General features: G+C 63.0%; 14 protein-coding genes. 2 read left to right on the forward strand and 12 right to left on the reverse strand.

What is annotated here, in order from left to right; translation table 11 throughout:
• Positions 1 to 20 precede the first annotated feature (20 nt).
• The 9 genes from LGQ10_RS27965 to minC all read right to left on the reverse strand — a co-directional run bounded on the left by LGQ10_RS27965 (position 21) and on the right by minC (position 9,292).
• Complete coding sequence (locus LGQ10_RS27965; RefSeq protein ID WP_226523819.1) at positions 21 to 1,367, reverse strand: amidohydrolase; 1,347 nt, start codon at positions 1,365 to 1,367, stop codon at positions 21 to 23.
• 106 nt (positions 1,368 to 1,473) lie between these two features.
• Positions 1,474 to 3,633, reverse strand: coding sequence for a mechanosensitive ion channel family protein (locus tag LGQ10_RS27970; protein WP_226523820.1), 2,160 nt, complete (start codon positions 3,631 to 3,633; stop codon positions 1,474 to 1,476).
• Between the two features lie 80 nt (positions 3,634 to 3,713).
• Positions 3,714 to 3,890: a hypothetical protein gene (locus tag LGQ10_RS27975; RefSeq protein WP_226523821.1), complete on the reverse strand. Its 177-nt coding sequence runs from the start codon at positions 3,888 to 3,890 to the stop codon at positions 3,714 to 3,716.
• Positions 3,891 to 4,009: 119 nt separating this feature from the next.
• Positions 4,010 to 5,299: a M18 family aminopeptidase gene (locus LGQ10_RS27980; protein ID WP_226523822.1), complete on the reverse strand. Its 1,290-nt coding sequence runs from the start codon at positions 5,297 to 5,299 to the stop codon at positions 4,010 to 4,012.
• 109 nt (positions 5,300 to 5,408) lie between these two features.
• Positions 5,409 to 6,512 (reverse strand): hypothetical protein, encoded by a 1,104-nt coding sequence (locus LGQ10_RS27985; RefSeq protein ID WP_226523823.1) that lies wholly within the window; start codon positions 6,510 to 6,512, stop codon positions 5,409 to 5,411.
• 49 nt (positions 6,513 to 6,561) lie between these two features.
• Positions 6,562 to 7,197, reverse strand: coding sequence for an RluA family pseudouridine synthase (locus LGQ10_RS27990; protein WP_226523824.1), 636 nt, complete (start codon positions 7,195 to 7,197; stop codon positions 6,562 to 6,564).
• Between the two features lie 90 nt (positions 7,198 to 7,287).
• Positions 7,288 to 7,542 (reverse strand): cell division topological specificity factor MinE, encoded by a 255-nt coding sequence (gene minE / locus LGQ10_RS27995; protein ID WP_007898843.1) that lies wholly within the window; start codon positions 7,540 to 7,542, stop codon positions 7,288 to 7,290.
• Positions 7,542 to 8,354 (reverse strand): septum site-determining protein MinD, encoded by an 813-nt coding sequence (gene minD, locus LGQ10_RS28000; RefSeq protein ID WP_058433395.1) that lies wholly within the window; start codon positions 8,352 to 8,354, stop codon positions 7,542 to 7,544. Before minD ends, minE begins: the two co-directional genes overlap by 1 nt.
• A gap of 200 nt (positions 8,355 to 8,554) precedes the next feature.
• Complete coding sequence (gene minC / locus LGQ10_RS28005; protein WP_058437983.1) at positions 8,555 to 9,292, reverse strand: septum site-determining protein MinC; 738 nt, start codon at positions 9,290 to 9,292, stop codon at positions 8,555 to 8,557.
• Between the two features lie 121 nt (positions 9,293 to 9,413).
• On the opposite strand from minC, the gene LGQ10_RS28010 reads away from it, so the two are divergent.
• Positions 9,414 to 10,346 (forward strand): lipid A biosynthesis lauroyl acyltransferase, encoded by a 933-nt coding sequence (locus LGQ10_RS28010; RefSeq protein ID WP_058437985.1) that lies wholly within the window; start codon positions 9,414 to 9,416, stop codon positions 10,344 to 10,346.
• Between the two features lie 51 nt (positions 10,347 to 10,397).
• Positions 10,398 to 11,570, forward strand: a complete 1,173-nt coding sequence (locus tag LGQ10_RS28015; RefSeq protein WP_226523825.1) for a patatin-like phospholipase family protein — start codon at positions 10,398 to 10,400, stop codon at positions 11,568 to 11,570.
• A 17-nt stretch (positions 11,571 to 11,587) separates the two neighbouring features.
• Here LGQ10_RS28015 and LGQ10_RS28020 read toward each other — a convergent pair whose 3' ends face one another.
• From LGQ10_RS28020 to LGQ10_RS28030, 3 genes are all read right to left on the reverse strand, one after another.
• The gene (locus tag LGQ10_RS28020) at positions 11,588 to 12,442 is read right to left on the reverse strand and encodes a pirin family protein (protein ID WP_226523826.1); all 855 of its coding nucleotides are present in this window, start codon (positions 12,440 to 12,442) and stop codon (positions 11,588 to 11,590) included.
• 149 nt (positions 12,443 to 12,591) lie between these two features.
• Positions 12,592 to 13,377: an outer membrane protein OmpK gene (locus LGQ10_RS28025; protein ID WP_226523827.1), complete on the reverse strand. Its 786-nt coding sequence runs from the start codon at positions 13,375 to 13,377 to the stop codon at positions 12,592 to 12,594.
• On the reverse strand, positions 13,374 to 13,865 hold the full coding sequence (locus tag LGQ10_RS28030; RefSeq protein WP_226523828.1) for a hypothetical protein: 492 nt from the start codon (positions 13,863 to 13,865) through the stop codon (positions 13,374 to 13,376). The genes LGQ10_RS28025 and LGQ10_RS28030 overlap by 4 nt, the downstream gene beginning before the upstream one ends.
• Positions 13,866 to 13,944 lie beyond the last annotated feature (79 nt).

The raw sequence follows: 13,944 nt of genomic DNA on the forward strand, positions 1-13,944 counted from the left end.
GGCCCGAGGGTTTCTACCCCCTAAGGCTTGGCCCCGGCTAGCAGATAGTCCGTGGTCAATGACGCCAGGGTGCGCACGCCGACCACCAGAGCCGATTCGTCGACAAAGAACCCCGGGTTGTGGTTCGGCGCAGCCTTGGCCATCTCCTGGTCCCGTGGCGTCACGCCGAGAAACACGAATAGCCCCGGCGCCTCCTTGGCATAGAAGGAAAAGTCTTCGGCGCCACTCACCAGCGGGCCCTGCACCACATCGTCCTTGGCCGCCCAGCGCAGGCTCGGCAGCATTTTCTCGGTCAAGACCGGATCGTTGATGGTCGGGTCGTACTTCTCGATGATGGTCACCTCGGCCTTGGCACCGCCGCTTTCGGCGATCTTCTCCACGGTCTGGCGCACGTCGCCGTGCAGTTTCTGGCGAATGCCGTAGTCGTAGGAACGCAGGGTGCCGGTCATCTCCAGCGACTCGGGGATGATGTTGTAGCGCGTGCCACCGTTGATGGTGCCAATGCTCACCACCGAGGGGAACGACGAGATATCGGTGCGGCGGCTGACCACGGTTTGCAGCCCGACGATGGCCTGGGCGCCCACCGTGATCGGGTCGATGCCGTCCCAGGGGCGGCCGGCGTGAGTCTGCTTGCCGAGGATCCTGATACGTAGGTCGTCGGAACTGGCCAGGGTCGGGCCAGGGCGGTAGGCGATGCGCCCGGCAGGGATCCCGGCCCAGACATGCAGGCCGAACACCGCATCCGGCCGGGGGGATTTCATCACGCCTTCCTGCACCATCATCTTCGCGCCCCAGGTGTTCTTGCCGTCGGGGATGAAATCGCTCGGGCCTTCTTCGGCGGGTTGGAAGTAGAACACCACCGTGCCGGGCAGGCGTTCGCGCAGGCCATTGAGGACTTTCGCCGTGCTCAGCAGGATGGCCGTGTGGGCGTCGTGGCCGCAGGCGTGCATGACGTCCACTTCCTTGTCCAGGTAGCGCCCCTTGGCCTTGGAGGCGAACGGCAGGTCCGCGACCTCCTTGACCGGCAGTGCGTCCATGTCGGCGCGCAGGGCCACGGTGGGACCGGGCAGGGCGCCCTTGAGCACCGCCACGACGCCGGTGCGGGCGACGCCGGTCTTGACCTCCAGGCCCAGGGCGCGCAATTGCCTGGCTACGAGCTCCGCGGTCCGGTGCTCGGTATTGCCCAGTTCGGGGTGGGCGTGGATATCGCGTCGGGTTTCCAGCAGCGTCGGCTCCAGGGCCTTGGCCTGCTCGGCAATGTACTGGCGGGCCTGTTCCCGGGTGTTGTCGTCGACAGCATGGGCGGCCTGGCCGGACAGCGCCAGGACGCCGGCCAGGCAGGCCTGGGCGATAGTGGATAGCTGCATAGGAAATCCTCTCCATGATTATTGTTGTGTTGTTCGGGTATCGGAACCTGTGACTGCCGCAGTCCTGGAGCGCGCGGCCGCGCCCTTGCCAGGCGCGGCGTACGTGTTACTTGTCTGACTGGGCTCCACCGCCGGCGGTGATCACTTGCACGCTCATGCGTGGGGTGGCCAGGTCGAGCCCGGCCTCGTCGAGGTGACGCTTGAGCGACAGGTTGAAGGCCCGGGACACTTCCCATTGCTTGATGGGCGCGGTCTTGAAGCGCGCCCGCAGGATGGCGCTGCCGGATTCGAAACTCTCCACGCCCTGGATCTCCAGGGGCGACCAGATGTTGCGCCGCTGCAAGGGGTCGGTGCGCATCTTCTGGCCGACTTCGCGCATCAGCTTGATCGCATCGTCGATCTCCATGTTGTAGGGAATCGCCACGCGGAAGATGGCGTAGCCGAACTCCCGGGAGTAGTTCTTGATGCTCTTGATCTCGCTGAACGGGATGGTGTGCACGATGCCGTCGATGTCGCGCAGGCGCACGGTACGGATGGTCAGGCCTTCGACGGTACCCAGGTGGCCGCCGACGTCCACGTAGTCGTCGATGGCCAGGGAGTCCTCGATGATGATGAACAGGCCAGTGATCAGGTCCGCCACCAGCGACTGGGCGCCGAAGCCGATGGCCAGGCCGATCACGCCGGCACCGGCCAGCAGCGGCGTGACGTTCATGCCCATGTTGGCCAGGGCGACGATGGTGGCAATGATGAAGATTGCCACGAACAGCACGTTGCGGATCAGCGGCATCATGGTCTGGGCGCGGGCATTGGCCAGGCCTTTTCGCGAGCGGGTCAGCGCGTGATGCACCGCCGTGTCGCTGAGGATCCAGATCAGCCAGGCAAAGATCAGGGTGCCGCCAAGGCTGAACAGCTTGACGCTGATTTCATGGCCGTCACCCTCGGTGAAGCGGATCAGGGACATCCCCCAGACCCGCAGGCCCAGTTCGATGAAGGCCAGCCACACGGTCAGGTGGACCAGGGTGTAGAAGAAGCCCTTGAGCCGTTCGGAATACAGCGCGTGGCGCTTGTGTCCGTGATGCGGGCGCAGGGCGTGACGGCGGACCAGGCCATTGATCACCATGCACAGGACCAGCAGCACGGTGCATAGCAGTGATTGGCGCAGGGCGGTGCTGGTGTCGCCGGCGGAAACGAAGGTGGCGAACAGCGAGATGCCCACCAGCACCAGGGCCGGCAGGTACCAGAAGGTACCGATGATCTCGATGGTATCGCTCAAGGCGCGGCGGGTCAGGCGCCGTCCCAGGGGCTGGTTGCGGATCAGGTGGGCGATCGGCCGGCGAAAGCGCAGGATGAACACCCCGGTGGACAGGGCGGCCATGACATTGGCGAACGTCGCTGCGGTATGGGCCAGGTGCTGGCCCAGGCTGGCCACCATGCGCGGGTCGCTCAGGGCCTCGCCGAAGGCGGCGAAGCTGCCGATCCACCACAACGGGCGAAACGCCTGGCGCCGCAGGATGTACAGGGCGCGATGACGGTGAGGGCCGTCGAGCACCGAAAACGCCACCACGCAGATCGCCGAGAAGCAGGTGCCGACCACCAGGGCATAGGCCAGGACCATGGCCAGGTCCTTGCCCAGTGACGAGGGCAGGGAGTAGGTCATGTACACGGTGATCAGCAGCGCGATCAGCCAGGGGCCAAGCTTGCGCAAGGCGAAGCGCAAGAGGTCCCAGGTCTTGGGGTGCTGGGGCAGATCCTCGGTGAGGCCGAAGCGCAGGCGCACACGGTGGCTGAGCCAGATCAGCGCGGCCGCCAGCAGGCTCCAGACCATGAGGATCAGGGCAAAGGCGAAGATGATCGGCAGCCACTGGCTGGCCGGCAGTACCAGGGCCGCCAGCTCCTGCTGGGCCTGCTCGAACTCGTCGGTCCAGCGAGTCACGGGGCTGTCGGCGCCGGAAAACTGCTTCTCCAGGGTCGACAGGGTGCCGCCGATCAGCCCCAGTACGCCTTCCTCGGGCGTGGGCTGGGCCTTTTTCGTGGTATCGCGCAGGCGCTTGAGGTCCGCCAGCAACTTGCCCCGTTGCTGGTCGTTCTCCAGGGACTTGATCACTTCGTCCAGGGATTGCCCCAGCGGCTCTTCGGCCTGTGGCTGCGCCTTGGGCTGAGTGCCCAGCAGGCCAGGCAGGCCCACGGCGTGGGCGCTGTTCAGGGGCAAGAGGGCCAGCAGGCAGACGAGCACATAGCAGGGCAGGGCGAAAAGACGAGCGAACACTGGGCGGTCAACCTCGGAACGAATGCGGGTCGACCGAGTGTACGAGGCCGCCAAATTCAATGCGAGGGCGAGCGCTGCATTTATTCCGCGAGCTTGGCCAGGATCTTGTAGACCACGGTGCCGAGGATCAGCAGCATGCCGATCCACATGCTGAACACGCCCACGTTCTTGTCGCGGAAATTGAAGCCGATGGCCAGCAGGAGCATGCCTATGAGGATCGGCACGAGCATGGCATGGAATGAAGACATCGAGATCATGGCAATGGCCTCCTCAGAAGGAATGCTTATAAGTCTAGGTCGTTTTGTCGCTAACGATGGTGATATGCATCAGCAACAGGCGGCTTGCCGCCTGTTTCCAGGGCATCAGAAGCGTGCGTTCAAGGCAGTTCGTGGCTCGCGTAGAACGCGCCCAGTACCTTGACCAGGTGCGCCAGGTCATGGCTGCCGCACAGTTCGCGGATCGAATGCATGGCGAAGGTCGGCAGGCCGATGTCCACGGTCCGCACTCCCAGGTGGCTGGCCGTGATGGGGCCGATGGTCGAGCCGCAACCCATGTCGCTGCGCACCACGAAACTCTGGACCGGGACTTCTTCGGCCATGCACAGGTGGCGGAAGAAACCGGCGGTTTCGCTGTTGGTGGCGTAGCGCTGGTTGCTGTTGACCTTGATCACCGGCCCGGCATTGAGCTTGGGGCCATGATTGACATCGTGCTTGTCGGCATAGTTGGGGTGGACCCCGTGGGCGTTGTCGGCGGAGATCAGCAGCGATTTCTGGATGGTCCGCACGAACTCGTCGCCCTCGGGCAGCAGGCGGCGCAGGGTCTGCTCGAGCATCGGGCCGTCGGCGCCGCAGGCCGAGCAGGAACCGACTTCCTCGTGGTCGTTGCACACCAGTACGCAGGTTTCTTCGCTGTCGGCATTGAGCAGGGCTTGCAGGCCGGCGTAGCAGGACATCAGGTTGTCCAGGCGTGCGCCGGCGATGAAGTCCTCGTGCAGGCCGATCACTGCCGCGCCCTGGGTGTCGTAGAAGCTCAGTTCGTAGTCCAGCACCACGTCGGCGTTGAGGCCGTGCTCGCGGGCCAGCTGGTCGGTCAGTACGGCGCGGAAGTCCACGCGCTCGTCGCCGGCGAACTGGGCGAGGATCGGTGGCAGTTCGTTCTGCGCGTTGATCGCCCAGCCCTGGTTGGCTTCACGGTTGAGGTGGATGGCCAGGTTGGGAATGATCGCGATCGGTGCCTTGAAGTCGATCAGCTGGCTTTCGACCTTGCCATCGCGACGGAACGTCACTCGCCCGGCCAGGGACAGGTCGCGGTCGAACCAGGGGGCCAGCAGCGCGCCGCCGTAGACTTCCACGCCCAGCTGCCAGAAGCCCTGGCGCTGCAGTTCCGGCTGGGGCTTGACCCGCAGGCACGGGCTGTCGGTATGGGCGCCGACCATGCGGATGCCAGCCAGCAGTGGAGAGTGTCGACCCAGCTTGATGGCGACGATGGAGGAGTCGTTGCGGGTGACGTAGTAGCGGCCGTTGGCTTCGGTGGTCCAGGGCTCGCGCTCGTCCAGGCGCTGGTAGCCCGCTGCCTCCAGGCGTTGAACCAGGCTGGCAGTGGCATGGAAAGGGGTAGGGGAGGCCTTGAGGAAGTCGATCAGGCCTTGGTTCAACTCTTCGCGCATAAGTAGCTCCAGACAGCAGTGGCGCGAGTTTAACGTATTGGGCCAGGGCAATGGGCAAGCGTGTGCGATGGGGCTTGCCCAGCCCTTGCAGGACGACTTGGCAGATCGTTCAGGCGATGGGTTGGCGCAGGTAGTTGAGGATGGCCCGCCGGTCTTCGGGGCAGTTGGGGCGTGGCAGGTGTTCCGGCCAGGTGCCGTCTTCCAGGGTCAGCAGGGGTTGCTGCTGTTGTTCGTCCCAGCGACCGATCTCACGGGAAGCGCACTCCCACCAGGCGTGTTTGCAGGCCGAGTGATAAGGCGTATCGGGCAGCGAGCTGCCGTAGAGAACGTCGCGGCCGATTTTTTTCTGGCCTCCCTTGAGCCGGCGCAACTGCCACTTGATCCGCAGTCGTTGCCACAGGTGCGGCAAGGGCTTTTGACGCGGCATTTCCTGGCACAGGGCAATCAGCTCGGGGCGGTAGGCCTCGCCATGCAGGGAGAAGAAATGGGCCTGCATGGCATGGAAGAAGCGTTTTGCCGCGAAGTAGTGATAAACGTGCTTCCGGGCTTCCTGTACCGGCTTGCCCCGCATGGTGAAGGACAGCGCGACTTGTTCGATGGTGTGGATGTCGTAGGAGTCCCGGGTCCACTCGTCGATCATTTCGATGGCTGTTTCCAGCATCGAGGCGTCGCTATCGGTGAGTCCGCACAACCCGCTGTTGTAGAGCCTGAAGTCGCTGTCGGGCTCGATGCCGTGAGGTTTCAGGCATTGGCCGAGCTTCTGGTAGACCTGGCGCGAGCTGACGTCCCGCCAGTGATATTCGAAGCAGTCCATCAGGTAGTGCTGGGGACGGATCTGCTTGAGCAGCAGCATCGGACTCTTCAGGAACAGGGTGTCGGTGTCTACGAACAGGGTTTTCTCAGCGAGTTTCAAGCCACTGGCAATGGCGCAGGCCTTGCGCCGATGGGGGTAGCCATTCTGGCCTTGCCATTGATGCAGGGTCTGTTCATCCAGGACGACGGTTTCCACGGGCCAGCCATCGTAGTCCTGCGGTCGGTCGGTCATGATCCTGATGCAGAGCTGCTCGTTGCCCTTCAAATGGCTGAGGGCGGTGAGAATGCTGAACTTGACCTCGCGCCGGTAGACCGCGTTGCCCCCGTAGACCAGGTAGAGCAGTTGTTGCGGGGCTTTTACGGGGGCGTGCGGGGACGGCTGTACTGCTGAAAACGTCATCGATTCGAGTGTCCTTACTACTGGGTAGGCGCAGGATTGATCTGGTGTTCTAGAAGGGCGCGGCGCATTCGAAGCGCAGGCGTTCACCGGTCTGGGGGTGGGTGAAGCTGAGCATGCTGGCATGCAGGCACAGGCGCGGCCAGGCGGCCAGGGCTTGTGGGTGTGCATAGAGGCCGTCACCCAGCAACGGATGGCCGATCGATAGCATGTGGACTCGTAGCTGGTGGGAGCGGCCGGTGATGGGGGTCAGCTCGACCCGGCACCAGTCGCCGCAGCGTTCCAGCACCCGCCAGAAGGTCAGGGCGTGCTTGCCCTGCTCGTGGTCCACCACGTGCCGTGGCTTGGTGGGCGGGTCGTAGCGCAGGGGCAGGTCGATGCTGCCACTGTCCAGCTCCGGCTGGCCCCAGCACAGGGCGGTGTAGGCCTTCTCGGTCTCGCGGTCGTGAAACTGCCGGGACAGCTCGCGATGAGTGTCCGGATCGCGGGCCAGGAGAATGATCCCCGAGGTTTCCCAGTCCAGTCGATGGACGATACGGGCTTCGGGATACCCGTTTTCCTGCAGGCGGGTAATCAGGCAGTCCTTGTTGTCATCAGCGCGACCAGGCACTGAAAGCAGCAGGGTGGGTTTGTTCACCACCAGAACGGCGGCGTCCTGGTGCAGGATGTGGATATTGGACAACGGCATTAAAACAGTCTCGTAACAAACGCCAACGGCGGCTCGGAAGCTCCATGCATGCATGAGGCTCCCGAGCCGCCGTGGTTACCGCCTGGTCGATCAGCGATCAGGCAAGGTGATGTTGAGTTCCAGAATCGAGCAGCTGCCCTGGTTTTCCAGAGCGACATGCACATCGTCGGACCCGATATTGACGTACTTGCGGATCACTTCCACCAGTTCCTTCTGCAAGGCGGGCAAGTAATCGGGAGTGCTGCGCTGGCCACGTTCATGCGCCACGATGATCTGTAGACGCTCTTTCGCTACCGACGCGGTACTGACCTTTTTGCTGGCACGAAAGAAGTCAAAAAGATTCATTATCTACCTCCAAACAGGCGCTCGAAGAATCCCTTCTTCTCGACATTCAGGAACCGGTGTTCTTTTTCCTTGCCCAGCAAGCGATCGACGGTATCGCTGTAGGCTTGGCCGGCATCGCTCTGGTCGTCGAGGATGACTGGGATACCCTGGTTGGAGGCCTTGAGCACTGCCTGGGACTCCGGAATCACGCCCAGCAGGCGAACGGCGAGGATTTCCTTGACGTCTTCGACGCCGAGCATCTCGCCCTTTTCGACGCGCTCGGGGTGGTAGCGGGTGATCAGCAGGTGTTCCTGGATCGGGTCCTCGCCCTTTTCCGCCCGGCGCGACTTGCTGGCCAGCAGGCCCAGCATGCGGTCGGAGTCACGGACCGAGGACACTTCAGGGTTGGTCACGACGATGGCTTCGTCGGCGAAGTACATGGCCAGGTGAGCACCTTTCTCGATGCCGGCCGGGGAGTCGCAGACCACGAAGTCGAAGGTTTCCTTGAGCTCCATCAGGACCTTTTCCACGCCTTCCTGGGTCAGGGCATCCTTGTCGCGGGTCTGGCTGGCGGCCAGCACGTAGAGGTTTTCCAGGCGCTTGTCTTTGATCAGGGCCTGTTGCAGGTTGGCTTCGCCGTTCACCACGTTGACGAAGTCATACACCACGCGACGCTCGCAGCCCATGATCAGGTCGAGGTTACGCAAGCCGACGTCGAAGTCGACGATGACTGTCTTGTGGCCACGCAGAGCGAGGCCGGTACCGATAGCGGCGCTGGTGGTGGTTTTACCCACACCACCCTTGCCGGATGTAACAACGAGAATCTTGGCCAAGGTGTTTCACCCCTAAGGAAAAAGGACTTTGGGTCCCTGAAAAACATCTCTTGAAAACTACTGCAGTCGGACAGCCTTGGCTGGAGCTCGGTCAGTGGCAGGATTTATCCTCGATAAACGCTGCTTATTGCCAATTTCCCACTTCGTTTGAGCCGTATTCGCTACGTTTTAGAGATGCTTGGAAAATGCGGCAGTATCCGTTAAAGACGTGTGATGTTCAACACGTCACCCGACAGGCTGACCTGGACTCCGGAGCCCCACAAGGGGTCGCGCCGCAGGTCTTCGGAGACCTTGTACTGGCCGGCGATGGAAATCAGTTCGGCACTCAGTTGCTGGCAGAAAATCCGTGCCTTGGTGTCACCCTTGACGCCAGCCAGGGCCCGGCCACGCATTGGGCCGTATACATGGATATTGCCATCGGCGAGAAGTTCCGCGCCGGGACTGACCGAGGACACTACTACCAGATCGCCACCCTGGGCATAGATCTGCTGACCGCCGCGTACCGGTGAGGTGATGATGCGGGTTGGCTTGACGGTGGGTTCGGGAGGTTTTTCCGGAATCTTGCGGACTTCGCTTTCCGGTGGGTCGAGCGGACGCTCCCTGGCTCCGGAAGGTGGCAGGACCGGCAAGTCGACAGCGATCGCCGCGGCGATGTCCTCGATGCGGCTGGCGCGGATGGCCAGGGTCCGCAGCCCGTGCTGGCGGCACACGCGCATCAGGCCGGGCAGATCCACCGAGCCTTCGGCGGCGGGCAGTTTGTCCAGCGCCAGCACCAGGGGAGCGTTGCTGAAGAAATTGGGCGCCTGGGCCACCTTGGCGGCCAGTTGGCGATCGAGGCCTTCCAGGTCGTTGCGGGCCAGTTCCAGCACCGTGATGGCGAGCATGCTGCCCTTTAACTGGAAGACAGGATCTTGGTCTAGCAATTCGGTTTGGCTCATGGTCTGCAGAAGGCGGCTTGTCGCTAAAAGTGCCGAGACTTATAACGAGAACGCCCCCGGGCCGCAAGCCAGGTCGAACCGTTGTAGAATGCGCGACCTTGTTGTCTGTCCGGAATCTGTAATGGATCGCCCGCGTTTTCGAGCTGCATTTCTGTATCCGCGTTTCTGGCCGTTGTGGCTGGGGCTCGCAGTGTTATGGCTGGTTGTCCAGTTGCCCTATCCTTTATTGCTGCAGATCGGTCGTGTCCTGGGGGCCCTGATGTATCGGGTCGCCGGTGAGCGCCGGCGGATCGCCCAGCGCAACCTGGAACTGTGCTTTCCAGAAAAGTCCGCCCAGGAACGCAAGCGCCTGCTCAAGGAGAACTTCGCGTCCACCGGGATCGCCTTCTTCGAAATGGCCATGAGCTGGTGGTGGTCCAAGCCGCGCCTGGCGCGCCTGGCGCATGTCGAGGGGCTGGAGCACCTGCAGCAGGCCCAGCGTGAAGGAAGGGGAGTGATCCTCATGGCCCTGCACTTCACCACCCTGGAAATCGGTGCGGCGCTGCTGGGCCAGCAGCACACCATCGATGGCATGTACCGCGAGCACAAGAACCCCCTGTTCGACTTCATCCAGCGTCGTGGCCGCGAGCGGCACAACCTCGACTCCCTTGCCGTGGAGCGTGATGACGTACGTGGCATGCTCAAGCTGCTGCGTTCCGGCCGGGCCATCTGGTACGCGCCGGACCAGGACTACGGTGCCAAGCAGAGCCTGTTCGTGCCACTGTTCGGCATCCAGGCCGCGACGGTCACCGCCACCACCAAGTTCGCCCGCCTGGGCAAGGCGCTGGTGGTGCCGTTCACCCAGGAGCGCCTGGCCGATGGCAGCGGCTATCGCCTGGTGATCCACCCACCCTTGACGGATTTTCCGGGCGCCAGCGAGCAAGAGGATTGCCTGCGGATCAATCAATGGGTCGAGCATGCCCTGCGTGCCTGCCCCGAGCAGTACCTGTGGGCCCACCGGCGCTTCAAGAGCCGTCCCCCTGGCGAGCCCAGGCTGTATCCGAAGCGCGGCTGATCCCCCGGCACTGACTTAACGGCCCCTGGGCGTCATGGATGGAGAGAATGGATGAGTGCGGTGCAACCGGTCACAGGTTTGATTCTTTCCGGTGGTGGAGCCCGGGCGGCCTATCAGGTGGGTGTGCTGTCGGCGATCGCCGAACTGCTGGGCCCCGGCGCGCGCAATCCGTTTCCAGTGATCGTCGGTACATCGGCCGGGGCCATCAATGCGGTGAGCCTGGCCAGTGGCGCCAGTAATTTCTCGGCGGCGATCGAGCGCCTCACGAACTTCTGGGGCAACTTTCGCAGCCATCAGGTGATGCGCAGCGATTGGCCCGGGGTGATTCGCCAGGCCAGCCGCTTCGTCGGCCACAGCCTGCTGGGCCTCGGGGCACAGGTGCCGGTGGCGCTGATCAACAGTTCGCCACTGCGCGACTTGCTCAACCAGCACATGCAGTTTTCAGGGATTGGCGAGGCTATCGCCCAGGGCCAGTTGCATGCGGTGGCGGTTACGGCCTTCGGTTATGAATCCGGCCAGGCGGTGACCTTCTATCAAGGTGGCGGCTTGATCGATCCCTGGCTGCGGCATCGGCGGATCGGCCTGCCCACTCGCCTGACGGTGGATCACCTGCTGGCCAGCTCGGCCATCCCGCTGCTGTTCGCTCCGGTGAAGCTGGACGAGGAGTATTTCGGCGATGGTGCGGTTCGCCAGTCGGCGCCCATCAGCCCGGCCCTGCACCTGGGCGCCAGCCGGGTCCTGGTGGTGGGCGTCAGTGGCAACCCGCGAGGCAATGATCCGCAAAACGTCATGCCGCGTACCTACACCGGGCAGGAGCCCACCCTGGCGCAGATTGGCGGCCACATGCTCAACAGCACCTTCATCGACAGCCTGGAAAGCGATATCGAGCTGCTGGAGCGGCTCAATCACTTCACTCGGCTGGTCCCGGGAGGTGCCACCGAGCGTGGCTTGGGCATCGCCCCGGTGGAAGTGCTGGTGATTGCCCCCAGCCAGCCGATCGACGAAATTGCTGCGCGTCACCGCCAGGAGTTGCCGGCGGCGCTGCGTTTGTTCCTGCGCGGGCCTGGGGCAACTCGCACCAGTGGCGCCGGGGTTCTGAGCTACCTGCTGTTCGAGGCTGCCTACTGCAGCGAACTGATCGAGCTGGGCCGTAGCGATGCCTTGGCCAAGGCCGAGGAATTGGCGCGTTTCCTCGGTTTGCGCAAGGTCCTGGCGCCGGCCTGACGCCAGGGCCTGGAGCCTCAGGCAGTCAGGCGATCATCGCGGAAATCGCGCAAGGCCTGCTCGATTTCTTCCCGGGTGTTCATCACGAAAGGCCCGTATTGCACCACGGGCTCCCCCAGGGGCTTGCCGGCGATCAGCAGTACTCGGGCCCCGTCGTTGCTGTTCAGGCGCAGCTCGCCTGCGTCGGACAGGCGCACCAGGCGGTGGCTGCCCACACTCTGCGGATGCCCCGCAAGCTCGATCGTCCCTTCGTAGACATACAGCAGCGCCCGATGCCCCTCCGGCAGATGGGGGCTGACGCTGGTTCCGGCCGGCAGGTGCAGGTCGAAGTAATGAGGTTCGGTATGGGGCCGTTCCACTGCCCCGACCTGCTGACGCTGGCCGTCGTCGAAGTGTCCGGCGATCACCACGACTTCGACGCCGTCGGCGGTGGTCAGCCGGGGAATGTCCCGGGGCTGGATATCGCGGTAGGTGGCCGGGTCGAGCTTGTGTTGGCTTGGCAGGTTCAGCCAGAGCTGGAAACCTCTCATCACGCCTTCTTCCTGTTCCGGCATCTCGCTGTGAATGATGCCCCTGGCAGCGGTCATCCATTGCACGCCGCCGCTCTGCAGCAAGCCGACGTTGCCCAGGTGGTCTTCATGGCGCATGCGACCTTCGAGCATGTAGGTCACGGTTTCGAAACCGCGGTGTGGGTGTGGCGGGAAACCGGCGATGTAGTCGTCGGGGTTCTGCGAGCCGAATTCGTCGAGCATCAGGAACGGATCGAAGCGTTCGACGCCCTGGCCTCCGAAGACTCGGGTCAGTGTCACTCCGGCGCCGTCGGATGCGGGTTGGCCGCTATGGACGCTGAGTACCTTGCGCAGTGGGGTCATGGGGCAACTCCTGATCGATGGGGGAATGAACGGCATGTTATGCCTGCCCAGTTGATCGATGGTTGCGAATTTTGCGGAGGTTCTATCGAATGGGTAGATGTATTGCACGCTGCCTCCACCGGGGTAGAGGCAGCGACTGCGAGCAGTAGTCAGAAGTGGTACTTGACCAGCAGGCTGGCGGTGTCCTGGTTGGTCTCGAACCCTCGGGAGTCCTCGACGCCGTACTTGTTCTTCCAGTAGTCGTATTCAAAGCCGACGTACAACTGCTTGGCGCCCCAGTTCAATGCCTTGCCCAGGTCGTACTTGACCTGCGGATTGAAGTGCAGGTTGGCGTGGTAGGTGCCCTTGGCATTGCGGTCGTTGTCCACGACCCAGTCCATGTAGCCGTCGATCAGGATGTCCGAACTGCCCACGGGAATGGTGTAGGACCATACCGGGGTGATCTGCCAGACGTTGTCGCCTGCACGACTGCCTTCGGTGTGGCGCTGATAGAAGTTGATCTGGAAGTAATCGAAGCCGGGTACCGCCAGGTCGAAACCGGGGCCGACCAGGTAGGACTCGTTGTCGCCTTCGCCGAATTCATAGGTGAAGGCCAGGAGCACATCCTTGATCGGGCCGAACTCCAGCTTCTGGTCGAAGATCTTGCCGAACGACAGGCGCGGGGTGAACTCGCCATAGTAGGTATTGGGGCCCACGTTGCCGTCTTTCTTGCCGTTGTAGAAGATGCGGTCGAGGAAGAAGAAATTGTCCCCGTACTTCCAGGCGTCGGCGTGCTCGAAGGTCACGGTCTGCTGGATCTGCGGGTTGATCTTGAAGTCCTTGCCGTACAGGTAGGTCAGGCTGTTGTTCTGCCATTGCAGCAGGTCCCCGGCCATGGCCTGGCTCCCCGCCAGCAGCCCGGCGGCCAGCATCAGGCGTGTGCTCACAGATTTCATTCGGTTGCTCCCAAAGTAGGTGTTTCAATATTTTTTTTGGTCTGGCGCTCTGGTGTGGCGCCTTTTTTCGTTGCTTCGAACACTGTCCGATCGCTCAGCTCGGCCGCTTTTGACGGCTGCTGTGGCAAGGCCGAAAAAAGCGAAAGAACCACCACCCGGCTGTAGCGATACAGTCGGGAGAGGGTTCTTGTGCATTGATTCCTGCGCCTTGGTGCCTGCCTGGGCCGGAATAAGTTGGCTTTCAGGTCAGGTTTTTCATCCGGGCTTTTTTTTACCTCGGAGTTGCGCGGCCGCGGAGAATACTGGCTCCCACGGCGGGGCTCAAGTACAGCGCAGCGCTGTACTTGCAGCCACTTAGGGGCAGGCCGGGTGCAAGGTCTGGTCACCGGCTTGCAAAGATGGGTAATGGCGGATGGATGCCCGGTACCGGCCTTGCCGCGAGGCGTCCGGCGAATGGGGGCCACTGGATGACAGCGGACAGTCTGCATGGTGTTGCTCCCTGCTTGTTCTTATTGTCAAGGCGCAGCGGTTGCAGGCGGCGGGCCCAGGTCGAGGCGCCGCCGCGGT

The organism is Pseudomonas sp. L5B5 (assembly GCF_020520285.1).
In the GTDB taxonomy this organism is placed as follows: Bacteria; Pseudomonadota; Gammaproteobacteria; order Pseudomonadales; family Pseudomonadaceae; genus Aquipseudomonas.

Bases quoted from the DNA above. Each gene is read 5' to 3' on its own strand.
- LGQ10_RS28010 (WP_058437985.1), top strand. From the start codon at position 9,414: ATGGATCGCCCGCGTTTTCGAGCTGCATTTCTGTATCCGCGTTTCTGG.
- LGQ10_RS28025 (WP_226523827.1), bottom strand. From the start codon at position 13,377: ATGAAATCTGTGAGCACACGCCTGATGCTGGCCGCCGGGCTGCTGGCG.
- LGQ10_RS27985 (WP_226523823.1), bottom strand. From the start codon at position 6,512: ATGACGTTTTCAGCAGTACAGCCGTCCCCGCACGCCCCCGTAAAAGCC.
- LGQ10_RS28015 (WP_226523825.1), top strand. From the start codon at position 10,398: ATGAGTGCGGTGCAACCGGTCACAGGTTTGATTCTTTCCGGTGGTGGA.
- LGQ10_RS28020 (WP_226523826.1), bottom strand. From the start codon at position 12,442: ATGACCCCACTGCGCAAGGTACTCAGCGTCCATAGCGGCCAACCCGCA.
- LGQ10_RS27965 (WP_226523819.1), bottom strand. From the start codon at position 1,367: ATGCAGCTATCCACTATCGCCCAGGCCTGCCTGGCCGGCGTCCTGGCG.
- LGQ10_RS27980 (WP_226523822.1), bottom strand. From the start codon at position 5,299: ATGCGCGAAGAGTTGAACCAAGGCCTGATCGACTTCCTCAAGGCCTCC.
- minE (WP_007898843.1), bottom strand. From the start codon at position 7,542: ATGAATCTTTTTGACTTCTTTCGTGCCAGCAAAAAGGTCAGTACCGCG.
- minC (WP_058437983.1), bottom strand. From the start codon at position 9,292: ATGAGCCAAACCGAATTGCTAGACCAAGATCCTGTCTTCCAGTTAAAG.
- LGQ10_RS27990 (WP_226523824.1), bottom strand. From the start codon at position 7,197: ATGCCGTTGTCCAATATCCACATCCTGCACCAGGACGCCGCCGTTCTG.
- LGQ10_RS27975 (WP_226523821.1), bottom strand. From the start codon at position 3,890: ATGATCTCGATGTCTTCATTCCATGCCATGCTCGTGCCGATCCTCATA.
- LGQ10_RS28030 (WP_226523828.1), bottom strand. From the start codon at position 13,865: ATGCAGACTGTCCGCTGTCATCCAGTGGCCCCCATTCGCCGGACGCCT.